The sequence below is a fragment of the Streptomyces bathyalis genome, from assembly GCF_015910445.1.
Taxonomy (GTDB): Bacteria; Actinomycetota; Actinomycetes; order Streptomycetales; family Streptomycetaceae; genus Streptomyces; species Streptomyces bathyalis.
Genome location: NZ_CP048882.1, coordinates 2,840,598 through 2,863,691, shown reverse-complemented (window position 1 = coordinate 2,863,691; position 23,094 = coordinate 2,840,598). Strand labels below are relative to the sequence as shown.

General features: G+C 69.4%; 26 protein-coding genes, 3 tRNA genes and 1 pseudogene. 17 read left to right on the top strand and 13 right to left on the bottom strand.

Annotation, left to right across the window (positions count from 1 at the left end; translation table 11 throughout):
- The first annotated feature begins 53 nt into the window (after nt 1-53).
- Nucleotides 54-914, top strand: coding sequence for a GNAT family N-acetyltransferase (locus G4Z16_RS12375; protein WP_197350842.1), 861 nt, complete (start codon nt 54-56; stop codon nt 912-914).
- A gap of 431 nt (nt 915-1,345) precedes the next feature.
- Nucleotides 1,346-1,930: a hypothetical protein gene (locus tag G4Z16_RS12370; RefSeq protein WP_197350841.1), complete on the top strand. Its 585-nt coding sequence runs from the start codon at nt 1,346-1,348 to the stop codon at nt 1,928-1,930.
- A 255-nt stretch (nt 1,931-2,185) separates the two neighbouring features.
- Here the strand turns inward: G4Z16_RS12370 and G4Z16_RS12365 are convergent, their stop codons facing one another.
- On the bottom strand, nt 2,186-2,671 hold the full coding sequence (locus tag G4Z16_RS12365) for a helix-turn-helix transcriptional regulator (RefSeq protein ID WP_197350840.1): 486 nt from the start codon (nt 2,669-2,671) through the stop codon (nt 2,186-2,188).
- A gap of 632 nt (nt 2,672-3,303) precedes the next feature.
- Nucleotides 3,304-3,738 carry a hypothetical protein gene (locus G4Z16_RS12360; RefSeq protein ID WP_197350839.1) on the bottom strand — a complete coding sequence of 145 codons (435 nt, stop codon included), beginning with the start codon at nt 3,736-3,738 and terminating at the stop codon, nt 3,304-3,306.
- Between the two features lie 207 nt (nt 3,739-3,945).
- Between G4Z16_RS12360 and G4Z16_RS32465 the strand changes: the two are divergent.
- Nucleotides 3,946-4,237, top strand: a pseudogene (locus G4Z16_RS32465) (low molecular weight phosphatase family protein); the annotation flags it as partial.
- Between the two features lie 126 nt (nt 4,238-4,363).
- Here G4Z16_RS32465 and G4Z16_RS12355 read toward each other — a convergent pair.
- Complete coding sequence (locus G4Z16_RS12355) at nt 4,364-4,822, bottom strand: DUF7144 family membrane protein (protein ID WP_246530814.1); 459 nt, start codon at nt 4,820-4,822, stop codon at nt 4,364-4,366.
- 212 nt (nt 4,823-5,034) lie between these two features.
- On the opposite strand from G4Z16_RS12355, the gene G4Z16_RS12350 reads away from it, so the two are divergent.
- Together G4Z16_RS12350 and G4Z16_RS12345 are read left to right on the top strand one after the other, a co-directional pair.
- Entirely contained in the window at nt 5,035-5,670 is a 636-nt protein-coding gene (locus G4Z16_RS12350) for a GAP family protein (protein ID WP_197350838.1), read from the top strand.
- A gap of 124 nt (nt 5,671-5,794) precedes the next feature.
- A complete protein-coding gene (locus tag G4Z16_RS12345; RefSeq protein ID WP_343070802.1) occupies nt 5,795-6,769 on the top strand; it encodes a YihY/virulence factor BrkB family protein in 975 nt (324 codons plus the stop codon).
- A gap of 47 nt (nt 6,770-6,816) precedes the next feature.
- Here the strand turns inward: G4Z16_RS12345 and G4Z16_RS12340 are convergent, their stop codons facing one another.
- Both G4Z16_RS12340 and G4Z16_RS12335 read right to left on the bottom strand, forming a co-directional pair.
- Nucleotides 6,817-7,488 carry an NAD(P)H-binding protein gene (locus tag G4Z16_RS12340; protein ID WP_197350837.1) on the bottom strand — a complete coding sequence of 224 codons (672 nt, stop codon included), beginning with the start codon at nt 7,486-7,488 and terminating at the stop codon, nt 6,817-6,819.
- A gap of 62 nt (nt 7,489-7,550) precedes the next feature.
- Nucleotides 7,551-8,756, bottom strand: coding sequence for an amidohydrolase family protein (locus tag G4Z16_RS12335; RefSeq protein ID WP_425508159.1), 1,206 nt, complete (start codon nt 8,754-8,756; stop codon nt 7,551-7,553).
- Between the two features lie 524 nt (nt 8,757-9,280).
- On the opposite strand from G4Z16_RS12335, the gene G4Z16_RS12330 reads away from it, so the two are divergent.
- The 6 genes from G4Z16_RS12330 (at nt 9,281) to G4Z16_RS12305 (ending at nt 11,910) form a co-directional block, all read left to right on the top strand.
- Nucleotides 9,281-9,353, top strand: a tRNA-Thr gene (locus G4Z16_RS12330).
- A 46-nt stretch (nt 9,354-9,399) separates the two neighbouring features.
- Nucleotides 9,400-9,472, top strand: a tRNA-Met gene (locus tag G4Z16_RS12325).
- Nucleotides 9,473-9,562: 90 nt separating this feature from the next.
- A complete protein-coding gene (gene rpmG / locus G4Z16_RS12320) occupies nt 9,563-9,727 on the top strand; it encodes a 50S ribosomal protein L33 (RefSeq protein ID WP_003948671.1) in 165 nt (54 codons plus the stop codon).
- A gap of 133 nt (nt 9,728-9,860) precedes the next feature.
- Nucleotides 9,861-10,340: a MaoC family dehydratase N-terminal domain-containing protein gene (locus tag G4Z16_RS12315; protein ID WP_197350836.1), complete on the top strand. Its 480-nt coding sequence runs from the start codon at nt 9,861-9,863 to the stop codon at nt 10,338-10,340.
- Nucleotides 10,340-10,774: a MaoC family dehydratase gene (locus G4Z16_RS12310; RefSeq protein WP_197350835.1), complete on the top strand. Its 435-nt coding sequence runs from the start codon at nt 10,340-10,342 to the stop codon at nt 10,772-10,774. The genes G4Z16_RS12315 and G4Z16_RS12310 overlap by 1 nt, the downstream gene beginning before the upstream one ends.
- Entirely contained in the window at nt 10,771-11,910 is a 1,140-nt protein-coding gene (locus tag G4Z16_RS12305; protein ID WP_281393807.1) for a UDP-N-acetylmuramate dehydrogenase, read from the top strand. The genes G4Z16_RS12310 and G4Z16_RS12305 overlap by 4 nt, the downstream gene beginning before the upstream one ends.
- A gap of 91 nt (nt 11,911-12,001) precedes the next feature.
- On the opposite strand, the gene G4Z16_RS12300 is transcribed toward G4Z16_RS12305, so the two are convergent.
- On the bottom strand, nt 12,002-12,646 hold the full coding sequence (locus G4Z16_RS12300) for an NAD(P)-dependent oxidoreductase (protein ID WP_197350833.1): 645 nt from the start codon (nt 12,644-12,646) through the stop codon (nt 12,002-12,004).
- A gap of 111 nt (nt 12,647-12,757) precedes the next feature.
- Between G4Z16_RS12300 and G4Z16_RS12295 the strand changes: the two genes are divergently transcribed.
- Nucleotides 12,758-13,408, top strand: a complete 651-nt coding sequence (locus tag G4Z16_RS12295; RefSeq protein ID WP_197350832.1) for a TetR/AcrR family transcriptional regulator — start codon at nt 12,758-12,760, stop codon at nt 13,406-13,408.
- Nucleotides 13,409-13,637: 229 nt separating this feature from the next.
- Here G4Z16_RS12295 and G4Z16_RS12290 read toward each other — a convergent pair whose 3' ends face one another.
- Both G4Z16_RS12290 and G4Z16_RS12285 read right to left on the bottom strand, forming a co-directional pair.
- Complete coding sequence (locus G4Z16_RS12290) at nt 13,638-14,651, bottom strand: adenosine deaminase (protein ID WP_197350831.1); 1,014 nt, start codon at nt 14,649-14,651, stop codon at nt 13,638-13,640.
- Between the two features lie 160 nt (nt 14,652-14,811).
- Nucleotides 14,812-16,050, bottom strand: coding sequence for a pyridoxal phosphate-dependent aminotransferase (locus G4Z16_RS12285; RefSeq protein ID WP_197350830.1), 1,239 nt, complete (start codon nt 16,048-16,050; stop codon nt 14,812-14,814).
- A gap of 176 nt (nt 16,051-16,226) precedes the next feature.
- Between G4Z16_RS12285 and G4Z16_RS12280 the strand changes: the two genes are divergently transcribed.
- From G4Z16_RS12280 to nusG, 3 genes are all read left to right on the top strand, one after another.
- Nucleotides 16,227-16,299 (top strand) — tRNA-Trp (locus tag G4Z16_RS12280).
- A gap of 119 nt (nt 16,300-16,418) precedes the next feature.
- Nucleotides 16,419-16,691 (top strand): preprotein translocase subunit SecE, encoded by a 273-nt coding sequence (gene secE / locus G4Z16_RS12275; protein WP_246531274.1) that lies wholly within the window; start codon nt 16,419-16,421, stop codon nt 16,689-16,691.
- Between the two features lie 70 nt (nt 16,692-16,761).
- Nucleotides 16,762-17,610 carry a transcription termination/antitermination protein NusG gene (nusG, locus tag G4Z16_RS12270; RefSeq protein ID WP_197350828.1) on the top strand — a complete coding sequence of 283 codons (849 nt, stop codon included), beginning with the start codon at nt 16,762-16,764 and terminating at the stop codon, nt 17,608-17,610.
- A gap of 74 nt (nt 17,611-17,684) precedes the next feature.
- On the opposite strand, the gene G4Z16_RS12265 is transcribed toward nusG, so the two are convergent.
- Genes G4Z16_RS12265 through G4Z16_RS12245 form a run of 5 tightly spaced genes read right to left on the bottom strand, consistent with a single transcriptional unit; the run spans nt 17,685 to nt 21,040 of the window.
- Nucleotides 17,685-18,932: a tyrosine-type recombinase/integrase gene (locus G4Z16_RS12265; protein ID WP_197350827.1), complete on the bottom strand. Its 1,248-nt coding sequence runs from the start codon at nt 18,930-18,932 to the stop codon at nt 17,685-17,687.
- Nucleotides 18,932-19,126: a helix-turn-helix transcriptional regulator gene (locus G4Z16_RS12260; RefSeq protein ID WP_197350826.1), complete on the bottom strand. Its 195-nt coding sequence runs from the start codon at nt 19,124-19,126 to the stop codon at nt 18,932-18,934. Before G4Z16_RS12260 ends, G4Z16_RS12265 begins: the two co-directional genes overlap by 1 nt.
- Entirely contained in the window at nt 19,123-20,511 is a 1,389-nt protein-coding gene (gene repSA / locus G4Z16_RS12255) for a replication initiator protein RepSA (protein WP_197354423.1), read from the bottom strand. The genes G4Z16_RS12260 and repSA overlap by 4 nt, the downstream gene beginning before the upstream one ends.
- A 26-nt stretch (nt 20,512-20,537) precedes the next feature.
- Nucleotides 20,538-20,699: a hypothetical protein gene (locus G4Z16_RS12250; RefSeq protein WP_197350825.1), complete on the bottom strand. Its 162-nt coding sequence runs from the start codon at nt 20,697-20,699 to the stop codon at nt 20,538-20,540.
- Nucleotides 20,696-21,040, bottom strand: coding sequence for a hypothetical protein (locus G4Z16_RS12245; protein WP_197350824.1), 345 nt, complete (start codon nt 21,038-21,040; stop codon nt 20,696-20,698). Before G4Z16_RS12245 ends, G4Z16_RS12250 begins: the two co-directional genes overlap by 4 nt.
- A gap of 191 nt (nt 21,041-21,231) precedes the next feature.
- Here G4Z16_RS12245 and G4Z16_RS12240 point away from each other — a divergent pair, with 191 nt between their 5' ends.
- Nucleotides 21,232-22,008, top strand: a complete 777-nt coding sequence (locus G4Z16_RS12240) for a GntR family transcriptional regulator (RefSeq protein ID WP_197350823.1) — start codon at nt 21,232-21,234, stop codon at nt 22,006-22,008.
- Nucleotides 22,005-22,502, top strand: a complete 498-nt coding sequence (locus tag G4Z16_RS12235; RefSeq protein ID WP_197350822.1) for a GNAT family N-acetyltransferase — start codon at nt 22,005-22,007, stop codon at nt 22,500-22,502. Before G4Z16_RS12240 ends, G4Z16_RS12235 begins: the two co-directional genes overlap by 4 nt.
- Nucleotides 22,503-23,094 lie beyond the last annotated feature (592 nt).

Here is a 23,094-nt window from a genome sequence, read left to right as displayed (position 1 = left end):
GTCCCGCACGGGCGTGGCACGGACTCCCGACGGGGAGTACGCGACCATGAGACATGCGCTCGGACGGCTGGCACCTGACCGAAGATGTCGATCACCTTCTCGCTCGAGCCGGAGACTTCCTGCGCTCGCGACCCGCCCTGCACACCATGCCGCTGACGGTGATCGAAAGACTGCGAACGCGTGGGGCGGACGCATACGGAGCCGAAGCCACTGTCTTCGGCCGTCTGGAGCGAGCGGGCGGGGTCCGCGCCGTCTTCTACCGCCTTCCGTCCCACCGCCTGGGCCTCACCCCACTTACCCCTGAGCATGCAGGCGCCCTAGCCGCACATCTGGTTGACCTCGGCCACTCCCTCTCCGGCGTCACCGCGGACCACGACACCGCCACCGCCTTCGCCGAGACCTGGCAACGCCAGACAGGCACGACGCCGAGACTCAGCACGCGGATCCGTCTGTACCGTCTTGGCACGCTCACCACCCCGAAGCAGACGCCTCCGGAAGGCCGGAGTCGGGTCGCCGGCGCACAGGACCATGAGCAAATCGTGCGCTGGTGCGGCGAGTTCATGGACGCCGTCGGCGAGACCCCGTCCGTGGACGCCGAGTCCTGGGCCGGCTCGCGCTTCGCCGACAAACACTTCACGTTCTGGGAAGCCCCGGACGGCATTCCCGTCTCCATGGCGGCCGTGACTTCGATGACGGCCGACATGGTCCGGGTGGACCCCGTTTACACCCCGGCTCACCTCCGGGGCCGCGGCTACGCGGGCGCCGTGACGGTCGACGTGAGCAGGGCCGCTCTGGCCGCAGGAGCAACGGACGTCGTGCTCTTCGCAGACCCTGCCAACCCCACCAGCAACGCGCTCTACCAACGCCTCGGATACGTCCGGGTCAACGACTGGGCCGCGTACGACTTCTCGTGAGCCCAACCGGAAGCCAGTCGGTGACGTGACTTCGGCCGGCTGCCCGGAACCAGCATCTTCCGAAGCTCGCGACTCTCAGGAAGACCTCGATCAGGGAATCGGCTGTGCCCGTCGTCCCGTCCGCCGGGCAGCAATTCGCAGGGCCGACCCCGGCTCCCGGACTCCTTCCTCTGAACTACCTCAAGTTGGGGCTCCGCCACCGTCCCGTGGGCAACGATTCGCGACGAACCAGCTCTCTGCAGGCCCTCCCTGACCGAGCGTGGGCGGGGGCGTGAACTCGATTGCGGGGTTGTGCCGAGTAGAGATTGCCGGGTTGTGCCGAGTAGAGGCATCGAGCCGAAGAACTACCAACGGGAACAGGAGCATTCATGCGCAAGCGCATATTGAGAACGTCGATCTTAGGTGTGGCCGGCAGTGTCACGCTGGCTCTCTTGGCCCTGCCGGAAGCGAACGCCGCACGTGATGTCGCCCTGATCCTCGACTACAACGTGGCGAAGAGCTGCCGGGTGTACGAGAACTACCCGAAGGACGGAGTCGTGGGTAACGATCCGTCCTGGACCATCAAGCCCGGGGAAGTCGTCGCCTGGCGCTACAACGTCAACAGCCGCTGGGCGATGATCAGCGACAAGAAGTACCGCAACAGCCCGAAGCACCCTTGGTGGGGATTCGTCGACCCCAGCTGCATCGGCACCTCGGTGGGCGGCGAGCCGTTCCCCACGCCGAGCAGTTCCTATCCCGCCGGGCGCGCGGTGCCCAAGCGCACCCTCGAAGGGCGCAGCGCCGTCGAGAAGGACCACTACCGCAAGGTCGACTTCCGCGTCTCGCCCGGCTCCGTGGTCGACTCGAAGCGGATCGACAGCAAGGGCACGTTGCGCGATTTCCCGAACCGGTTCGTGATCGGCAACGTCAAGGCCGACTGGCACGTGCACCGGACGTCGGAACGCAAGGCCGGCTGGACCAAGGTCTACGTCCCGAACGCGAAGCGCTGGGGCTGGGTGCAGAACACCCACTTCTGACGGGCCCGCGGCGGCCGGGGCCAGGGGGACCGCAGATGTGCCGCCTGAACACTCCTGGGTTCGCATCCTGACGCCCCCACGGACGAGGCCGGCCCCTGACCGAGCACGACGGTCAGGGGCCGGTTCAAGTCGCAGATGTGGTCGTGGACCGTGAGGCGCGAGGTCAGGGAGTCGCCGCCTCGAGGTGTACCGGTTCCCGGTTCCCGTTGGAGGCGTGAGGGCTTCGACCACCCCGGGCCACGAACGCACGCGCCGTCAGGCCGCGAGGGTTTCGTCGGGGCTCACGCCGTAGGTGTGGTGGTACGAGGCGGCGAAGACGGCCGGTGTCGCGAACCCCCAGTGCGCGGCGACGGAGGCCACCGTCGTATCGCCGGTGCCCCTGCCGGTGCCGGCACCGGCGCCCGGCCCGGTAGACCCGGACCCCGCGGCGGCCAGGAGCTCGAAGTGCGCGCGATCCAGACGGACGCTACGCAGAAAGCCGAAGGCCCTAGTCCTGTGATGCCGGGCGAAGGCGAGCCGCAGCGCGCGCGGTGCTACCCGGGCCGCGTTGGCGATGTCGGCGAGGCTGATGTCCGTCTCCGCGTTCGACTCGATGAACGCGACCGCCCTGTGTACCGCCGCGGGTGTGGCGTCGCGGCCCTCCGCCGAAGTGGGCTGCCGTTCCTCTGAGTTGGGGAATGTGGCCATCGCGTTCTCCGCCGGGTTGCGGGCCAGGTTCCCGATCAGGAGCGGCTCGTTCATCGCGTCGGGGTTCGCCTCGATGACGCTGCGGAGATGCTCGACGGCGCTGCGCCACTGGCCCGCGAGCCAGGGGGACGGTCGTTCACGGAGAAGGAACCGAAGTCGTGGCGGGCGTGCCTGACCAGCTCATCGTGCTCGCTACCCCTGATGCGCGCGCGGGTTCCGTAGGCGGCGTTGATGTATTCGCGCCCCACATCGGGATCGTTCGTCTCGAAAAAGGTCCCGGAGGACGGGCAGCGCCGCAGATCCGGATCGACATTGGAAACGTTCATGGGCTTCCCGCAAGCGAGTCAGATCCAGATGCGGGATCGAGCACGGCCGACAAGCTCAGGCAACTGGCAACCCCTGCGCCGAGGCGGATGAACTGCCGCCTGCCCTCGCCGTCCATCTCCTGATCACGATCCGCCGTGATCACCTCTCGGCGGGTGACCGGACCTGCAAGGTCTCTCCCGCTCACCGTTCTCCTGGGACGAGGGGGAGCTGGCCCGCAGTGGAGCCCCCGGCCATCCGCAGCCGGCGAACCCCGGTGCCGTACGAGGGCACCGGGGGTTCGCCGGCAAGAAGTCACAGCGCCGCCGGAAGTGGATCACGCGAGGGGTTGAGCGCCGACGGGCACCGGTCGGGGTGTCCGGTCAGTGGGGCGGCCTGGGCAGTTGCGTGAACGTGCACGGCCCGAGCGGCTGGCCGGCGGTGGCGGCGCACGAGCCCTCCCAGGCCCGTCCGTTCTTGGTCAGCACGGTGATGAACACCGGCCCGCCGGCGACGTCCTGGGTATTGGAGGCCACCGATACGTCGGTGACGTGGCGGGGGGCTCTCGCGTTGACCCAGCCGCCGACGGGCGTCCCGGGCGTTGTGCGCTCGTCGACGGTCAGGGTGTAGACCTTGCCGTTGCACACCAGGGCGACGTACTTCGCGCGGGCGGCCTCGTTGCCCGCGGAACCGCTGTCGGTGCAGCCCTTCGGCCGCTCCCCGCCGGTGTGGTCCTGAGCCTGCGCTCCACCGGCCCCGATGAGCGTGATGATGGCGGTGGCGCCCAGCGCTGCGGCGATCTTTCTTTTGCTCACCATTCGTGCACTCCCCTCTCTCTGTCAGATACGGGTCGTGATCTGTGTGGCGAGCGCATCCGTACCCGCGCACTTCCTGCCGCCCCGAGCGGGAACACCGCTTTCACTCAGGCGTGGCCCATGTTGGTCTCATCGACGTCGACCGCTCGGAGGCCACCGAACTCCCGGCCTCCGGACTCCCCGCCGCACGAAGCAGCACGAACCGGCGGCCCGGCCGACGCCGTGAACCCTGCGGTGGTCGAGGCCGTGCGCGAGCCGTGCATCGACACATCGCCGGCGAGGTGCCGAAGGCCCTGCCCGTGAAGGCGGAACAGGACTCGGACGTCGTGATCACGATGGGCTGCGGCGACGCCTGCCCCTTCTTCCCGGCCAGCGCTACCTGGACCGGACGCTCGACGCCCCGGCGCGCCGGGGCGTGGATGCGGTCCGTCCGATCCGGGACGAGATCGAACGGCGCGCAAGGAGCCTACTGTCCGAACTGGGCCTCACCGCATGCCGATGAGCCGGTGCCGCCGTCCGCGCATGCGTGGCGGCGCCCTGGATTTTCCCGCCCCTGCGGGAGACCGGGCGCGGCCACAACGACGGCTCCGGACCGCAAGTTCGGTCCGGAGCCATCGCCTCCGCGGTGTTACGTGGACGTCTGGGACGTCTGGGATCGTGTGCCCATGCCCGCGCACAGCGCCCAGATGATGAACACGTCCACCGCCAGCGTGATCACTGCCCAGAGCGGGAAGTAGGGCAGCCACATGAAGCTGGCGATCATGCCCAGGCCGGCAAGGGCTATCCCGATCCATCGGGCCCATGTAGCACCCGTCAGCATCACAGCGATGCCGGCGACCGCTATTGCTGCGCCCAGGAACAGGTGCACCCATCCCCAGCCCGTGAGGCTGTAATCGAAGGCGTAGCTCTGCGTCGACGCGAAGACGGCGTCCTCGCGCAGGGCTGCGACACCGGACGAAACGGCGAGCAGCCCGCCGAAGAACATCAGCGCACCGGCCAGCTTCGTCCAGCCGGTGAACATCGCCGGCTTGCCGGTACCGCGAACGGCGGTGCCCGCATGCGCGCCGCCGGCAGCGTGAGTTGCCATGTCGAGACCCTCCCTCTTGCAAGGTCTATCTTCACCTGTTCAGGTGCTTATGTCCTAGTTTGGCAGAATCTCCACAGCCTGCGACCGGAGACGTTTCCCCAGCTCGGAGGACCTGCACAGCTCCATGTCCAAGCCACACCCGGCCGCCACCGGCGGGTGCACCGGGGCTCGCCACCCGGCCGGCGGGCGCCGTGAGGCGGGAAGCTGGTGCCGTGACGCTGGACGTACTGCCGCTGTCGATCACCATGCTGGCCGGGCCTCAGATCATCTCGGCCGTCATTCTGACGACGACTCCCCGCCCGTACCGGCTCTCCGGCGCGTTCATCGCCGGGATCCTGCTCTCCACCGCCGCAGGCACCGCAGCCGCGTTCGGGCTGGCGGACCTGCTGGACCTTGGAAGCGGCACCGGCCACTCGGCGGGCCGCAGCTCCGCGGGCCGCATCGTCCAGTACGTCCTCGTCGCGCTCCTGGTGGCGCTCGCCGTCAAGACGTATCTGGGGCGCCGGACGTCACGGCCGCCGAAGTGGCTGACCGGGCTGCTCTCCGCGGGCCCCGCGCAGGCCTTCAGGACGGGGCTGCTGCTGATCCTGCTGATGCCGTCCGACATCATCGTCATGCTGACCGTGGGCATCTCCTTGCGCGGCGACGCCTCGGGCTACGCGGGAGTGCTGCCGTTCCTGGGCGCGGTGGTGTTCCTCGCCGCGCTGCCCTTGATCGTCTTCACGATCTCCCGCCACTGGACGCAGGCCGCGATGCCGCAGGTGAGGGACTGGCTCGAGTCGCACAGCTGGCTCGTCAGCATCTTCTGCTGCGTGATCTTCATCTTGATCATCCTCGGCGGCAGCTGACGGGAACGGCCGGCCTACGACCCTCCGACGGCGTGCGCATACGCTCGATGTTTCCGCGCGGCTAAGGCGGCCGGACGCGTACGAGCCGCACCCGAGCGGACACCAGCAAGGCGGAGGGACAAGAGTGACGACAGGCGTGACCGGGGGAGAAGCCGGGGGAGCGGACCGCGGGAGCGGGTCCGCGCCGCGTCCCGGGACACCGGCTCCGGCGGCGACCGGGGGCGCCCTCGGCGATTCGTACGCGGCCGGGCTCCTGCCCAGCGCCGGGGACTGCCGCGTCGCGCTGCGCCGCACGCCCGTCTCCGTCTGGAACGACGACGTGACCGACTGGGCCGCCGCGCTCACGTACTACGCCGTGCTCGCGATCTTCCCCGCCCTGCTCGTCACGGTCTCGGCCGTCGGACTCGCCGGTACGGACGCCACACGGGAGCTCATCGCCCGCGTCACGACCGTCCTTCCCGCCGAGTCGGGCGAGCTCATGGCGGGCGTGCTGAAGGACATGGCCGCGCAGAGCACGGCGGCCTGGCTGCTCGCGGTGTTCGGCACGGCGGGATCGCTCTGGTCCGCGTCCAGTTACCTGAGCGTCTTCCGGCGCGCGCTGCACGCGATGCACGGCGTCCAGGACCACCGTCCGGTCTGGCGGACCGTTCCGCGGATCGTGCTGACCGCACTTGTGCTGCTCGCGCTGCTCGTCTCCAGCGTGTTCGTGCTCATGCTGAGCGGTGAGGTCGCGCGTACGGCCGGAGGGCTCCTCGGGATGGGCGGCTTCGCAGCCGGCGCCTGGAACACGATGAAGTGGCCGCTGCTGGTGGGCCTGGTCGCGGTGCTCGTGCTGGTCGTCTTCCGCACCGGGCCCGCCGAGACGCGAGGCGTACGACGGCGGGTTCCGGGCGGCGCGCTCGCGGTGATGCTGTGGCTCGTCGCGTCACTCGGATTCGCGCTCTACGCCTCGCACGTCGGCACCTACCACCGGCTGTACGGGTCGCTCGCCGGGATCGTCGTCTTCCTGATCTGGCTGTGGATGTCCAACCTCGCGCTGCTCGTCGGCGCGCAGTTCAACGCCGAACTCGCCAAGTTGCGCCGCAGCGCGGGCGGTTGATCCCGGCCGGTCCGGCCCGACAGGACCAGGCCCGCCGACGCCACGCCTCAGCGCAGTGCGACCTGTGCGACCGCCTCGTCGACAGGTGTGTCACCGCTGACCAGTTCGAGCGTCAGACCTGCCGTGCCGGGCGCGTGCAGCAGCGCCCCGATCACCGCCGCGACGTCGTCGCGCGGCACCTCGGAGCGTCCCGTGCGCTCGTCGAGCCGCACCCTGCCCGTACCGGGGCCGTCGGTGAGGCGCCCCGGCCGCAGCACCGTCCAGTCGAGGCCACCGCGCGCCCGCACGTCGTCGTCCGCAGCGCCCTTGGCCCGCAGATACGTGGCGAACACGGGGTCCATGCCGGGCGGCGGCTCCGTGAGCCCGGAGTCCGCGTTCATGGACGAGACGATGATGTAGCGCCGTACGCCTGCCTGTTCCGCCGCGTCGGCGAACAGCACGGCAGCCGCACGGTCGACCGTCTCCTTGCGCGCCGCTCCGCTGCCCGGGCCCGCTCCGGCGGCGAAGACCACGGCGTCGGCGCCCCGCAGATGCGCGGCCACCTCCTCGACGGAGGACGACTCCAGGTCGCAGACGATCGGCTCCGCACCCGCCGCCCTCAGATCGTCCGCCTGCTCCGGGTTGCGGATGATGCCCGCGGCCTCGTCCCCGCGCGAAGCGAGCAGACGCCCCAGCCGCATTGCGATTTGACCGTGTCCACCGGCGATGACTGTGCGCATGCCTCCGACCGTACGTCACCGCCGAGCGGACGGTGATGAGGCACCGTCAGCCCGGCGGGCGCTCAGCCCTGCGACTGCCTCGGCAGGTCGAACTCGGACGTACCGGTGAAGTCGCAGAACTCACGCGCCGCGCTGGTGCGTGCGACAACACGCCCCCGGTGCACGACCACTCGGCTGTACGCGAGCGAAAGCGCCCCCGCCAATTCCGTACCGCGCACGGCCACCAGCTCCGCGGGGAAGCCCGCCTCCACCCGCACCTCGGGCAGGCCCATCGTCGTACGGGCCCTTGCGCAGACCGTGTCGTAGGCGTCCTCCGGAGTGGCCTCGCCGTGCGACGCCAGCAAGTAGGCGGCCTCCAGCGGATCGCCCCTGCCCACCGTGTTCGCCGCGTCCCGCAGCGCCCCGCTCCCCGCGGCAACGGTGACGCCCGCCGCCCTGAGCAGCCGTACGGGCGCCACGCGCGAAGGCGCAGTCTGTGAAGGACGCTCCAGCACACCGCAGTTGCCCTGCGGCAGGCAGATGACGGTGACCCCCGCGGCGGCCAGGCGCTCGGCCGTGCGGACCGCGGGCTTGTGCGGCAGCCTGGCCAGGCCCGCGCACGGCCCGATCGCGACTCCGGGGCGCAGCCCGCCCGCCGCGGCGGCCAGCCTGGACAGCCGTGCCGGATCGGCACCGTCCGTGTGCAGGTCGACGGGGCAGCCGTGCTCCGCGGCGACCTCCAGGACGGCATCCACGTAACCGGCCGGGTCGGGGTCGAGGTCCGGGCAGCCGCCGATGACCGAAGCGCCCATCTTCACCGCGTCCCGCAGCATCGACAGACCGTCCGCCCCCGCCACCCCGGTCAGCAGCCGGGGCACCGCCACGGTGCTCAGCTCCACCAGCCCGCGCAGCGCCCGGCGTGCCTGAAGGACCGCCTCCAGCGAGCGCAGCCCCGCGACGTCGCCGATGTGCACATGCGTCCGCGTCGCCGTCGCGCCCAGCCCGAGTTGCTGAAGGGCCGCCTCCGTCGTGCGGCGCTGGACGTCCTCGGGCGCGCTGCGAGGCGGCCCTGCCGAGGTGGGGGAGACGGCTGTCAGCGCCGTGTCGTAGTGCGCGTGTGCCTCCGCGGGCGCCGGGAGCAGCAGATATCCGGCGAGGTCGACGCGCGAGGCGCCGCCCGGCTGCGGACCTTGCGCGAGGCTGCCGGCCGTGCCGACCGCTTCGATGCGGCCGCCGCCCAGGCGGACGTCGACGGTGCGGCCGTCGGCGAGACGGGCCCCGCACAGCATGAGCGGGCGCGGAGAGGTGCTGTCACCGGTGACGTCGCGGGGGGCGGCGGAGTCGCGGGCGGAGGCGCCGTGCGAGTCACGCGCCGGAGAGGCTTCCGCCTTGGGGCCGTCGGTCCCGGCGGACTCGCGAGGGGCGTCGCTCCTGGGGGCGTCGTTCCGGGATTCGGAGGCATCACCGGCCGGGCCGCCGTCCGTCTGGCCGTTCCCGGTGCCGTCCTGGCCCCGGTTCGCGTCAGATTCGTCGCGCGGGCCTTCACCGTCGCCCGGCCCATCTGACTGGCTGTCGGCCATCGCACTCCCCACATCGGCGGATGATCATGATCACGCAGCGTGAGTCGAGAGTAGGGCGCGCGGGGGGCACCGGCGAGGAGGAGGCCAATAGTCGTACTGACGTGGTGCGAGGGGACTTTGGCGCCTTCGGAGACGCGGGATGAGACCCTGGAAGCACGGCCCCCGAACGGCGCTGGACGGGTGCGATACGGATTTCACGTTTGGCTGTCAGGCGTGTAATGTCTTCACCGCTCGCCCCAATAGCTCAGTCGGCAGAGCGTCTCCATGGTAAGGAGAAGGTCAACGGTTCGATTCCGTTTTGGGGCTCTGATGTGTGAGATCTCCCGTCGGGAGATGGGAGTCCGCGCATCGTGGCGGTGTAGCTCAGTCGGTAGAGCAAGCGGCTCATAATCGCTGTGTCACCGGTTCAAGTCCGGTCACCGCTACTTCACCGAATGTAGCCGATTGTGGGTTCGGTCCTTCGATCGGCTACTCTTCCTGCGTTCTGGCCCATCTGTCCGTCAAGGAGCACTCACGTGGCTGCCACAGACGTCCGCCCGAAGATCACGCTGGCCTGCGTGGAGTGCAAGGAGCGGAACTACATCACCAAGAAGAACCGGCGCAACAACCCGGACCGTCTTGAGATGAAGAAGCACTGCCCGCGCTGCAACGCACACACGGCGCACCGCGAGACGCGCTGAACCAGGCCCTGTCACGAGGCCGTCCCCGCACCGGGGGCGGCCTCGTGTCGTTGCCCGCCGCGGCTCGCGGCCGCTTCCGGGGCCCACAGGCCGACGGCCGCTGCATCATCACCGTTCAGGAGGTGACGCGCCCATGGCGCTAGACCAGTCCTTCGTGGGGCGGAACTATCCGCCCACCACCCCGTACGAGGTGGGACGCGAGAAGATCCGCGAGTTCGCCGAGGCCATCGGCGACACCAACCCGGCCTATACGGACCCGGCAGCGGCAAAGGCCCTCGGGCACCCCGATGTGATCGCGCCGCCCACGTTCGTCTTCGCCATCACCTTCCGCGCGGCCCGCCAGGTCACCGAGGACCCTCAACTGGGCCTCGACTACAGCCGAGTTGTGCACGGCGACCAGAAGTTCGCCTACACCCGTCCCGTGCGGGCGGGGGACCGGCTCACGGTCTCCTCGACCATCGAGGCGATCAAGTCGATGGCAGGCAACGACATCCTCGACGTACGCGGCGAGGTGCACGACGAATCGGGCGAGCACGTGGTGACCGCCCACACCAAGCTGGTCGCCCGCGGCCCCGAGGAGGAGCCGTCCGCGCAGGGGACAGGGGGAGCGTGATGGCAGCGAAGATCGCGTACGCCGACGTCGAGGCCGGGACGGAACTGCCCGCGAGCACCTTCCCCGTCGACCGCGAACGCCTCGTGCGCTACGCGGGCGCCTCCGGTGACTTCAACCCCATTCACTGGAACGAGCGTTTTGCCAAGGAGGTCGGCCTGCCCGACGTCATCGCCCACGGCATGTTCACCATGGCCGAGGCGATCCGGGTCGTCACCGACTGGACGGGCGATCCCGCGGCCGTCGTCGAGTACGGCGTGCGCTTCACCAGGCCCGTCGTCGTGCCCGACGACGACAAGGGCGCCGCGATCGAGGTGAGCGGCAAGGTGGCGGCGAAGCTCGACGACGAGGCGCGCACCGTGCGCGTGGACCTGACGGTGATGAGCGCGGGCCAGAAGGTTCTGGGCATGTCCCGGGCCGTCGTGCGGCTCGCCTGAGCGGCGACGCGCGCCGGAGGCTCACTGGTACGGGCGCCGCCGGGGGCGCCCGGCCCGCCCGCTCTCGTACGCTTGAGCGCGTGCAGGAACTCCATGACGCGCCCCTCGCCCCGCTGACCACCTTCCGCCTGGGCGGCCCTGCGGCCCGCCTCCGCACGGCCACGACCGACGAGGAGGTCGTTGCCGCCGTCCGTGAGGCCGACGCCGCGGGCACCCCCCTGCTGATCGTCGGCGGCGGCAGCAACCTCGTCATCGCGGACGAGGGCTTCCAGGGCACCGCCCTGCGCATCGCCACCGCCGGCTTCGAACTCGACGGCACGCGCCTGGAGTTGGCCGCGGGCGAGAACTGGTCGGACGCCGTCGCCCGCACCGTCGAAGCGGGTCTGGCCGGCATCGAGTGCCTGGCCGGCATCCCCGGCTCCGCCGGCGCGACCCCGATCCAGAACGTGGGCGCGTACGGGCAGGAGGTTTCCGCGACCATCACCGACGTCGTCGCGTACGACCGCCGAGCGGACGAGACGGTCACCATCCCGAACTCGGAGTGCGGCTTCTCATACCGCCACAGCCGGTTCAAGGCCGACCCGTCCCGCTACGTCGTCCTCCGGGTGCGCTTCGAACTGGAGGACGCCGGAGGCCTGTCGGCGCCGTTGAAGTACGCCGAGACCGCGCGCGTCCTCGGTGTCGAGCCGGGCGACCGGGTGTCGGCGCAGACCGCGCGCGAGACCGTCCTCAAGCTGCGCGCCGGCAAGGGAATGGTCCTCGACCCGGAGGACCACGACACCTGGTCGGCGGGGTCCTTCTTCACCAACCCCATCCTGGACGAGGAGGAGTTCGCCGCCTTCACCGTCCGCGTCGCCGAGCGCCTCGGCAGCGACGTCGCGGCGCCGGCCTTCCCCGGGGAGGACGGCCGCACGAAGACCTCGGCGGCCTGGCTCATCGACCGCGCCGGATTCACGAAGGGCTACGGGACGGGCCCGGCCCGCATCTCCACCAAGCACACCCTCGCGCTCACCAACCGCGGAGACGCCTCGACGGCCGACCTGCTCGCGCTGGCCCGCGAGGTGCGGGACGGAGTGCGGGAGGCGTTCGGCGTCACCCTCGTCAACGAGCCCGTGACCGTCGGCTGCGCCCTGTAGCAACGGCCGGACTCCCCAGGCCGGTCGGGCATCGCGGTCGCTGAGCACGTCCCGCGTGCGTCACGTGCATGTCCTCGCCCGCGGGCCCGGTTCAGGAGGCGACGCCGACGCCCTGCCTCACGGTCGCCGGGTCCTCCACCATCTCCAGGATCGCGGCGGCCAGATCGGCGCGCGGGACGGTGCGTCCGCGCGGCACATTGGCCCCGATCGTCCGCCGGTACGTGCCGCTCGCGGGCTGGTCGGTCAGCCTGGGCGGCCGCACCAGCGTCCACTCCAGACCGCTCGCCCGTACCGCCTCCTCCATCACCGCAAGGTCCGCGTACACGCGGCGCAGGGCCCGGCGCACCAACGGCACCGCCACCGTGCGGAAGAACAGGCTCTCGTCCTCGCCGAACGGCGCCACCGGAGCGGCGCTCACCCCTATGTAGCGGCGTACCCCGCTCGTCTCCATGGCGGCCAGGATCGCCCGCGTTCCGCGTGAGGCGATGCCCGCGGCCTTGTTGCTCGGTGCGCCGAGCGCCGAGAGCACGGCGTCGCGGCCGGACAGCGCGGGCGCCAGAGCTTCCGGGTCGGTGACGTCGGCGGTGACGACCTCCAGCCGTGCGGAACCCTCGTCCGGTACAGGCAGCCGGGCCGGGTCCCGTACCACCGCGGTGACCTCGTGCCCGGCGTCCAGCGCCTGCCGCACGAGCTGGCGGCCGGTGCCGCCGGTTGCCCCGAAGACCGTGAAGCGCATCGGTTCGGTCCTTCCTTCTGTCCCGAGGCGGTGTTGTTCGGCGGACCGTGTCACCCGGACGGGACGTGGTTGGTAAGTGTTCACTCACCACTCTGCCACTAAGGTGAGTGAATGCCCACTCGCCCAACGGATCCCGCCCGTTCCACCCGGGAACGCATCCTCGACGCCGCCGAGGAACGGATGCGCACCATCGGCCTCGCCCGGGCCACGACCAAGGAGATCGCCCGCGCCGCGAACTGCTCGGAGGCCGCCCTCTACAAGCACTTCGCCGGCAAGGAGGAGATCTTCGTCCACGTGCTGAAAGAGCGGCTGCCCCCGCTCAATCCGCTGCTCCACGAGCTCAACGGGGAGTCCGCCGCGGGGGACGGGCCCGAGGGCCGCCGCAGTGTCGAGCAGAACCTCGTCGACATCGCCGTGAGCGCGGCCCGCTTCTACGAGCAGAGCTTTCCCATCGCTGCGTCCCTCTTCGCCGAGCCGAAGCTGCTGCGCCGCCACGACGCGGCGATGCGCAGCCTCGGCACGGGGCCGCACAAGCCGGTCGAGGCGCTCGCCGGCTATCTGCGTTCCGAGCGCGAGGCCGGACGCATCCGCCCCGGCGCCGACCCGGAGTCCGCGGCCGCGCTCCTGCTGGGCGCGTGCAACCAGCGCGCGATCCTGCTCAGCATCGGGGGCGGTGCGGAGGCGACGCAGCCGCTGGAGGAGTTCGCGGCGGGTCTCGTGCGTACGCTGCTTGCCGGGATCGGCCCGGACGAGGCTCCGTAACAGGCCCGGACGAGGGCCGGGCCAGGGCTCGTCCGGAGCCGAGGCCCTGTCTGACAATTCCCGTCTGGGTTACGACGCCTGGCACGCACGTTCGCTGCGTTGTCGTTCGTCGGCGCAGCCCGCTGCGCTCTCCTCCTCCGCCTTGCGACCGCACGCACCAGACACCGCAACCCACGTCCTGACGGACGGACGGACGGACGGACGGACGACGCTATTTGTCAGACAGGACCTAGGCGAGCCACTCGTCGATGCCGGCGAGCATCTTCTCGCGCACCTCCGCCGGCATCGACGCCGCGCGCACCGACTGCCGTGCCAGTTCCGCCAGTTCGTGGTCCGTGAACCCGTGCGCCTCCCGTGCGATGACGTACTGGGCCGCCAGCCGGGACCCGAACAGCAGCGGGTCGTCGGCGCCGAGGGCCATGGGCACCCCCGCGTCCCAGAGCGTGCGCAGCGGCACGTCCTCGGGTTTGTCGTACACACCCAGGGCGACGTTCGAGGCGGGACAGACCTCGCAGGTGACGTTCCGCTCCGCGAGCCGCGCCAGCAGGGCCGGGTCCTCTGCCGCCCGTACGCCGTGCCCCACGCGGGAGGCGTGCAGGTCGTCCAGGCAGTCGCGCACGCTGCTCGGCCCTGTCAGCTCGCCGCCGTGCGGCGCTGCCAGGAGTCCGCCGTTGCGCGCGATCGCGAAGGCCCGGTCGAAGTCGCGGGCGAATCCCCGGCGTTCGTCGTTGGAGAGCCCGAAGCCGACGATGCCCCGGTCCCGGAAGCGGACGGCCAGCCGCGCGAGCGTACGGGCGTCGAGGGGGTGCTTCATCCGGTTCGCCGCCACCACGAGCCGCATCCCGAGGCCGGTGTCACGGGCCGCGCCCTCCACGGCGTCCAGAATGATCTCCAGCGCCGGGATGAGGCCGCCCAGACGGGGCGCGTACGAGGTCGGATCCACCTGGATCTCGAGCCACTGCGAGCCGTCGCGCACGTCCTCCTCGGCGGCCTCGCGCACCAGCCGCCGGATGTCCTCCGGCTCCCGCAGACAGGAGCGCGCGATGTCGTAGAGCCGTTGGAAGCGGAACCAGCCCCGCTCGTCGGTCGCCCTCAGGCTGGGGGGCTCACCGCCGCTCAGCGCGGCCGGCAGGTGCACGCCGTACTTGTCGGCGAGCTCCAGCAGCGTGGACGGACGCATCGAACCCGTGAAATGCAGATGAAGGTGGGCCTTGGGCAAGGTGCGCAGATCTCGGACAGCCATCCACAGATCCTGCCGCAAACCTCCCGCATGCCGGTAGCCGCCCACCCTGAACGAGCGCTCGGCCGAACGTCAGGACGGTCCCCCGGTACGTACACCGGAGGACCGTCCTGACGAACAAGGAAAGGGGAGAGGGGCTACGCGATGCCCTCGACCTGAGTTCTCAGTCGTGGGCCTCGCCCAGCAGCTTCTGCATGCGCGAGACGCCCTCGGCCAGGTCCTCGTCCCCGAGCGCGTAGGAGAGCCGCAGGTAGCCGGGGGTGCCGAACGCCTCGCCCGGAACGACCGCGACCTCCGCCTCTTCCAGGATCAGCTCCGCCAGCTCGACGCTCGTGGCCGGGCGCCTGCCGCGGATCTCCTTGCCCAGCAGGCCCTTCACGGAGGGGTACGCGTAGAAGGCTCCCTCCGGCTCGGGGCAGACGACGCCCTGGATCTCGTTCAGCATCCGCACGATCGTGCGGCGACGGCGGTCGAAGGCCGTGCGCATCTCCGCGACCGCGTCGAGGTCGCCCGAGACCGCCGCGACGGCGGCGACCTGCGCCACGTTGCTGACGTTCGAAGTCGCGTGCGACTGCAGGTTCGTCGCCGCCTTCACGACGTCCTTCGGGCCGACGATCCAGCCCACGCGCCAGCCGGTCATCGCGTACGTCTTGGCGACGCCGTTGACGACCACGCACTTGTCACGCAGCTCGGGAACCACCGCGGGGAGGGAGGTGAAGGTGGCGTCGCCGTACACGAGATGCTCGTAGATCTCGTCCGTCATGACCCACAGCCCGTGCTCCACGGCCCACTTGCCGACGGCCTCGACCTGCGCGCGCGAGTAGACGGCGCCGGTGGGGTTGGAGGGGGAGACGAAGACGATCATCTTCGTGCGCTCCGTGCGCGCCGCCTCCAACTGCTCGATGCTGACGAGGTAGTTGGTCGTCTCATCGGCAACGACGGGCACGGGCACCCCGCCCGCGAGCCTGATCGACTCCGGGTAGGTCGTCCAGTACGGCGCCGGGACGATGACCTCGTCGCCCGGGTCCAGGACGGCGGCGAAGGACTCGTAGATCGCCTGCTTGCCGCCGTTGGTGACCAGCACCTGCGCGGGGTCGATCTCGTAGCCGGAGTCGCGCAGTGTCTTCTCGACGATCGCGGACTTCAGCTCGGGGAGGCCACCGGCCGGTGTGTACCGGTGATTCCTCGTGTCGCGGCATGCTTCCGCCGCCGCGTCCACGATGTAGTCGGGCGTCGGGAAGTCCGGTTCGCCCGCGCCGAAGCCGATCACCGGACGCCCGGCGGCCTTCAGGGCCTTCGCCTTGGCGTCGACGGCGAGCGTCGCGGACTCGGAGATCGACCCGACACGGGCCGATACACGTCGTTCGGTGGGTGACTGTGCAGGTGGCGTTGCAGCGCTCATAGAGGCATGGTCCCAGACGGCCTCGCACCCCGGCACCGGGGATTGCTCGGGGGGCTGCCTTACGTGTTCGACGCCCGGGCGGCGACCACGTACACTCACACGTCGTCGGTTCCCGGCTCGTCGCCTGCTGCAATCAACGAGCAGTCGTTCCGATGGGGTAAGTTGGGGAATCACAAAGGGTCGTAGCTCAATTGGAAGAGCACTGGTCTCCAAAACCAGCGGTTGGGGGTTCGAGTCCCTCCGGCCCTGCTCCACACACCGCCCGCGCGGCGTGTGAGTGCTTGCGTACGTACTGAAATGCACCGCTGTGCGGCCGGGCCGGATGCCGCACGGCATCGACCCGGATCAGGTGAGGACGAGTGACAGAGATCACGGATACCACCCAGGTCCCAGAGCCCGGCGGATCGTCGGAGGGCAACAGGCCCCGTCGTGGGGGCAAGCGAGGCAAGAAGGGCCCCTTCGGTCGTCTGGGGCTGTTCTACCGGCAGATCATCGCCGAACTCCGCAAGGTCGTCTGGCCCACCCGGCATCAGCTGTCGACGTACACCTCCGTGGTGATTGTCTTCGTTGTCATCATGATTGGTCTTGTGACCGTGATTGACTACGGGTTCACAGAGGCCGTCAAGTACGTTTTCGGCTGAGCCCGCGACGCACTGCCGCGCGGTGCTCTGCGTATGTTCGAACCCATGAAGTCAGGAAGAAGCAGTCACCGTGTCTGATCCCAACCTGAACGATGCCGTCGAGCCCGGTGAGGGCGACGACACCGCACGCGACATCGTCGAGGGTGCGGACGACGCGGACCAGGCAGAAGCGGCCGAGTCCTCCGCCGGTGAGCCGGCGGAGGAAGCCGCGCTCCACGTCGAGTCGGATCAGATCGCCGAGACCGCCGAGGACGCCGCCGCGCAGGAGGCCGATGAGCTGGAGCCGGAGGCCGAGGACCCTGTCGCCGTGCTCCGCGACGAGCTTCGTCTCCTCCCCGGCGAGTGGTACGTGATCCACACCTACGCGGGCTACGAGAACCGCGTGAAGACGAACCTCGAGCAGCGCGCCGTCTCCCTCAACGTCGAGGACTTCATCTTCCAGGCCGAGGTGCCGCAGGAAGAGGTCGTCCAGATCAAGAACGGCGACCGCCGTACGGTCCGGCAGAACAAGCTCCCGGGCTACGTCCTCGTGCGCATGGACCTCACCAACGAGTCCTGGGGCGTCGTCCGCAACACCCCGGGTGTGACGGGCTTCGTCGGCAACGCCTACGACCCGTACCCCCTGACCCTCGACGAGATCGTCAAGATGCTCGCGCCGGAGGCCGAGGAGAAGGCCGCCAAGGCCGCGGTCGCCGAGGAGGAGGGCAAGCCCGCGGGCGGCCCGGGGCGCAAGGTCGAGGTCCAGGTGCTGGACTTCGAGGTGGGCGACTCGGTCACCGTCACGGACGGCCCGTTCGCCACGCTCCAGGCGACGATCAACGAGATCAACCCCGACTCCAAGAAGGTCAAGGGCCTCGTCGAGATCTTCGGCCGCGAGACCCCGGTCGAGCTGAGCTTCGACCAGATCCAGAAGAACTGAGCGATCGAGCACGCGAAAGGCCCCTGACCAGCGCACCGGCGTTGAGCAGGGGCTCTTTCATGCCCTGTGAGCCGTCATGGGGCCGTGGGGGGCTTCCGGGCCGTGCGATACATCTCGTCCACGGCGGTTCTGGTGCGGGTCTCACTGGCCGGCATCAGGTGCGTGTACGTGCGCAGGGTGAAGCCAGGATCTGAGTGACCCAGGTAGGCACTCAGCGCCTTGATGTTCTCGCCAGAGTCGAGCAGGACCGAGGCGTAGAAATGCCGGAGCGCATGAACGCCGTCCTCGCGGGACTCCTTGTACCTCTCACCCGGCCCGGGCACCGGAATCACACCGGCCTGTGCGAGAGCAGGCTTCCAGGCGTGATTGTTGAAGTCGTTCCTCCGCAGAGCTCCCAGCTCCGAGCCCGTGAAGTAGAGCAGCCTCGTCACAGGGGGGCCATCGGCGCGGAGCCACGGCAGAGTGATTTCCACCGGAGGGAACGCAGTCAAGTGCTCAGCCAAAGCGAAGGCCACCGCGTCGGGCAAGGGAACATCCCGGAGCTTGCCGTTCTTCGGGGGTCCGAACAGCAGCCGCCCGTTCACGAGCTTCACCTGGGCCGTGACGTGCAGCACACCCGCCAGTGGGTCAACGTCATCGACTGCGAGTCCGAAGATCTCGCCCTGGCGGAGCCCACATCCCGCGCCAACGTCGATCATCGCGCGCATGCGATCAGGCAGAGACTGGCGTACGGCGAAAACCCGCTCCGCAGTCCACGGAGCAATTCGGCCGGCCGAAGACTTCGGACGCTGCACCGACCGCGCGCGGCAGGGATTCCGCGCGAGGTAGCCGTCATCGACAGCAGCCGAGAGCACGGCCGAGACGTTCCCGAAGATCACACGCCGGTACGAGCTGGCGGCTCCTGTGTCTTCCAGTAGCCGTGCCCACGAGCGGATGTGTGAGGGCTGGAACGAGGCGAGCGGACGCGCACCCAGATGCGGAAAGGCGTGGAGCCGAAGTCGCATCTCAACCGCGTTCCGAGTCGCTACGTCGGTGGTCTGCGTTGCCAGCCAGTCCATGGCGTAGCGCTGGAATGTGATCTTGCCCGCCTTGGGATCGATGTACTGTCCCCGGCTCATGTCCGCCTCGATATTGGCGAGCCAGGCATCTGCCTTGCGCTTCTGCTTGTCGGGGAAGGACTGGCTCTTCTCGGTGCCGTCAGGTGCGACGTAGCGGGCGCGGTAGCGCAAGCCGGTGCCGTGTCGGTCGGTTTTGACCTTGACGGTCGTGCCGTCGGGCCCACTGATCGTCTTGTACCAGCGGTCTTGGACGTGTCCGGCCATCAGGCAGCCTCCTCGATCTGGGAGGTGACCCAGGCCCGGACGTCTTCGGGGTCGTAGCGAAGGTGCCGGCCGACGCGAAAACCGCGGGGACCGGTGCCCTTGCGTCGCCACTGGTAGACCGTCTCGACCGGGACGCCCAGGAGGTCCGCGAGGTCCAACGGGGTGAGGTAGCGCTCAGGCAGGGTGCGCTTCATGCCGCCACCTCCAAGTCATCCAGGTCTGCAAGTGCTTCGCGCGCGGTTTCGCGGTTGGTTTGCAGCTCGCGGTGGATGGTGGCGGCAAGCCAGGATTCACCGGGGGTGTGTCCGTGTCCTGCGTAGGTCCAGTGGGCGAGCGTCAGTGTGGAGCCCTCCGTGTCGTCGGGGTCGGGGAGCCCGCGTTCGTGGCGTTCCTGGCGGGCGCGGTAGTCGGCACGGACCTGGCGAAGCGCTCCCAACGTGGTGGAGTAGCGGCGGGACTTGGTGGAGAAGTGGCCTCGGAAGCCGAGCATGTGAGCCCAGGCCCACAGCTTCCGGTCGGGGTAGTGCTCATCGAGATCGCGGCAGGCGCGGATCATCCGCCGTGTGTGGTCGGGCAGTTCGGGGTGCTTGTCGAGTTCCGAGAGCTCCCCGATACGGCGGTCCAGGGTGCCGGTCGTCTCGGCTGCCTTGGTGGCGTACTTGGCGACGTAGGAAGCCACAGCCTCTTCGTTGAGTTCCTGCCCGTCATCGCCACCAACGGGACGTACGTCGACTTGGGTTCCCCAGCGCAGTTCCCGGGCGGGGTGGTCGCCGGATGCCGGCACTGGCAGCGCGACCCGCGCGGCAGCAGCCTGGATCGCGTCCTCGAGCAAACCGGTCGACGCCCACGCGGGCGGGACCGTCTCCGGGCCTTCGGGGCCGTCGATGCGGACGATGGCGTGGAAGTGGATCGCGCCACGGCGCTGGAACTCTGCGACCTTCCCGAAGGACACCTTGGCCTGGTCCGCCAGCGCCGCTTGGGAGAGTCCAGCGCGTGCAGCGATCTCGCGGCGCAGGTAGATGGTGAAGCGCTGCCACAGGGCCCCGGCGTGGTTGTTCCACAGCACAGCCCCGGCGTAGTCGTACCGTTCCGGATCGACCGCTGTCCCCAGTGCCGGAGAATCTTCCGGGTGTCGGGTACCGCAGGCGCAGCGACCCGAGGCGGGACGGTTGTGCACGGGGCCGAAGGAGGGCGCGGTCAGCGTGGCGAAGACCTTCGGGTGCGTGCGCACCGTGACGGGGGTGCCTTTGCGGGGGTCGCCGGTGAGTCCGGCCCGGATGAGGTGGAAGGTGTCCCCGGCGTAGGTCCAGGCGCACGAAGGGCAGCGCGAGGCGCGGCGGTTGCCGCACGCCAGTCGCAGCGTGCCGCCCGGTTCGGAGTCGGTGGAGTAGGAGTAGAGCACCTGCCCGGTCTTGGCGTCGCGGGTGACGGTACCGCCTTGCAGACGGATCGGGTCGGAGCAGCCACCAGTGCGGCGTACCTGTTCCTGCCAGCGGTCGAAACCGGGGCTGTTGGCCACCCGCAGCAGGTCCGCCAGGGTCACGGGGTCGGTGCCGAACGCGGCAGCCGAGGGGGCCACTGCTTCGGGCGCGACGGGGAAGTGCGTCACTCGGCACCCCCGGCGAGCAGGGGGGCTTGCGGCGTGAAGGACTGGGCGCCGTAGCCGGGGCGGGGCTCGTCCTCAGGGCCGATCTCTACGCGGCCCTGGAAGAAGACCGTGCGTCCCTCGGTGGAGGACGAGGCGGTGTCGTGGTCGGTGTGGTTCATGCGGCCACCGCCTGGAGCTCCGGCGTGCTGTCGGCCAGCCGCACCCTCAAGTGGTCGGTGTAGCCCTCAAGACGAACCCGAGCGTTCTCGCTGATCTCTCCCAGCGCACTGGCGTAGCTGTGCTCCGTCAGACCGGACCCGGAACAGAAGACGCAGAAGATGCCGAACGCCATGGCGGTGAGCTCATCGGCCCAGCCACTTCCCTCGCAGCGCTCACAGTCGCCCCACGGGCGCGAGGTCAGGAAGTACAGGCACTCGGCAGGATCGGCGCACCGCGATTCACCGCAGGCAGGGCAACCACGCTGGGCGTGCATGACGACGGGCGCGGACGTTGCAGGCATGATGGGATCTCCCCTTCGAGGGACGAAGGAGGGCGGCGAGCTGCTTGGCGGTAGACGCGCCGCCCTCCGGGTTCACCGCATTGTTCAAACAATGCGAACAACACTCATCGTGGCCCTAGGTGGAGCTGTCGTCAAGGGCATTGCTTGCATTGACTGGACAATGTGGTCCCACTCGCTGTTTCATGGGTGGCATGGCAGTCAAGAAGGTGGGTCGCGGCTCGTTTAAGCAGCAGATCTCTGACGATCTTCGACAGCAGATCGCAGACGGGACGCTGGAGGCGGGAGCCAAGCTGCCAACTGAGGCCCAGCTGACGGATCAGTACGGGGTCACACGCGGGACCGTGCGTGCCGCACTAGAGATCTTGGTCAACGAGGGTTTGATCATCTCCGCTAGGCCAGTCGGTCACTTCGTCCGCGACCGGAAACCGATGATCTTCCGCCCCCAGGCCGAGTTCCGCCCCAGGCCGTATACGCCTGAGATGGACGCGTTCATGACCGAGAACGCAAGTCGCGACGCGGACCAAGACATTGAAGTCAGCATCGTGGAGCCCACGGCCGAGGTCACCAAGCGGCTGCAACTCGACGCAGGGGAGCTCGTTGTCTCTCGACGGAGGGTCCGCCACCTCGATGGGGAGCCCTTCAACCTCAACGACAGCTTCTATCCGCTCTCGATAGTTCAAGACTCCGCGATCATGCGGCCGGACAACATCCCAGAAGGGGCAAACGAGGTGCTCGCCGCACTGGGATACCGCCAGGAACGTGCCATCGATGAGCTCTACGTTCGGATGCCAACGCCCGACGAGGTACGACGCTTGGAGCTCTTGCCCGGGACCCCGATCGGCTACCACATCTGCACTGGCTACACCGAGGCCGGCAAACCTGTCCGCGTCGCCATCACCGTCCTGCCTGGAGATCGACACGTGATCTCTTACGAGCGGCGGCGCGAGGCACCAAGCGACGAAGCATGAACCACGTCCGCATCCGTGCCGCGCAACCCGATGAACGAGCAGTCGTCGAAGCGCTGTTGACCGAGGCTTCCCAGTGGCTGGCCTCACGCGGGATCGACCAGTGGCAGTTTCCCCCTCATCGAGACCGCATTGAGAAGGCACTAGAACACGGAGAGTGCTTCCTCGTGATCTGCAATGGTGAGCCAGTCGGGACGATAACGGTGGACGACTACGCAGACCCCGAGTTCTGGACCGACGCGGACGACCCGGACGATGCGCTCTATGTGCACCGCATGGCCGTGAGTCGAGCTGCATCCGGGATGGATCTAGGAGCGATCATGCTCGACTGGGCGACAAAGCGTGCCTCGCAACAAGGCAAGGCGTGGCTCCGCCTGGATGCCTGGAAGACGAACCCTGGGCTGCACAGCTACTACGCGAATCATGGCTTCACGCTCGTGCGGATAGTCGACCTTGGACACCGCAGGTCAGGCGCCCTATTTCAGCGCCCGACCTAAATCCGTTACAGATTTCTCTACCTCATCAAGACCCCGCCCGATGGGCGGGGAGGGGTGGGGGGCCGCCTGGTGGGGTGCGCTTCAGTGGGGACCGGAGACCGAACGTGGGTGGTCGGCACCGGTCAGCCTCACGGCAGGGAGAGGGGAGACGGGGAAGCTTTCGCACGGGAGCTCCCGAACTCAGGCCCGGGTCAGCCGGAAGGCTCCGCCCTGGAGGGCAACGTGTCGGTGTCGGCGCCGTGTTGGCGGGGAAGCTCTTGCCCTTCGGGCATCCGGTCGCGTGGCAGATCAATCGGCTTCACAGCCGTCGCTACGGACACACCCCGGGCCCGCAGTGCGGGCCACTCGGGGCTCGGGGCCGGGCGCCTGCCTTCGGCGCGCCCGCCCCGGCCCCGCGGCAGCAAGACAGCCGCGGGATGTCCGTTTCACGCTTTGATCCACCAAAGCCAGCGCCGGACTGACGAGAGCAGAAACACCCCGCCCCACGGGCAACGCACCACCCACAGCCCACAGGCAAGCCACCGACAACCAGCCGGATCGAAGCACCGATCGGTTGCACACCGAATCCCACGCCAGGCCCGGAGCAGTCACC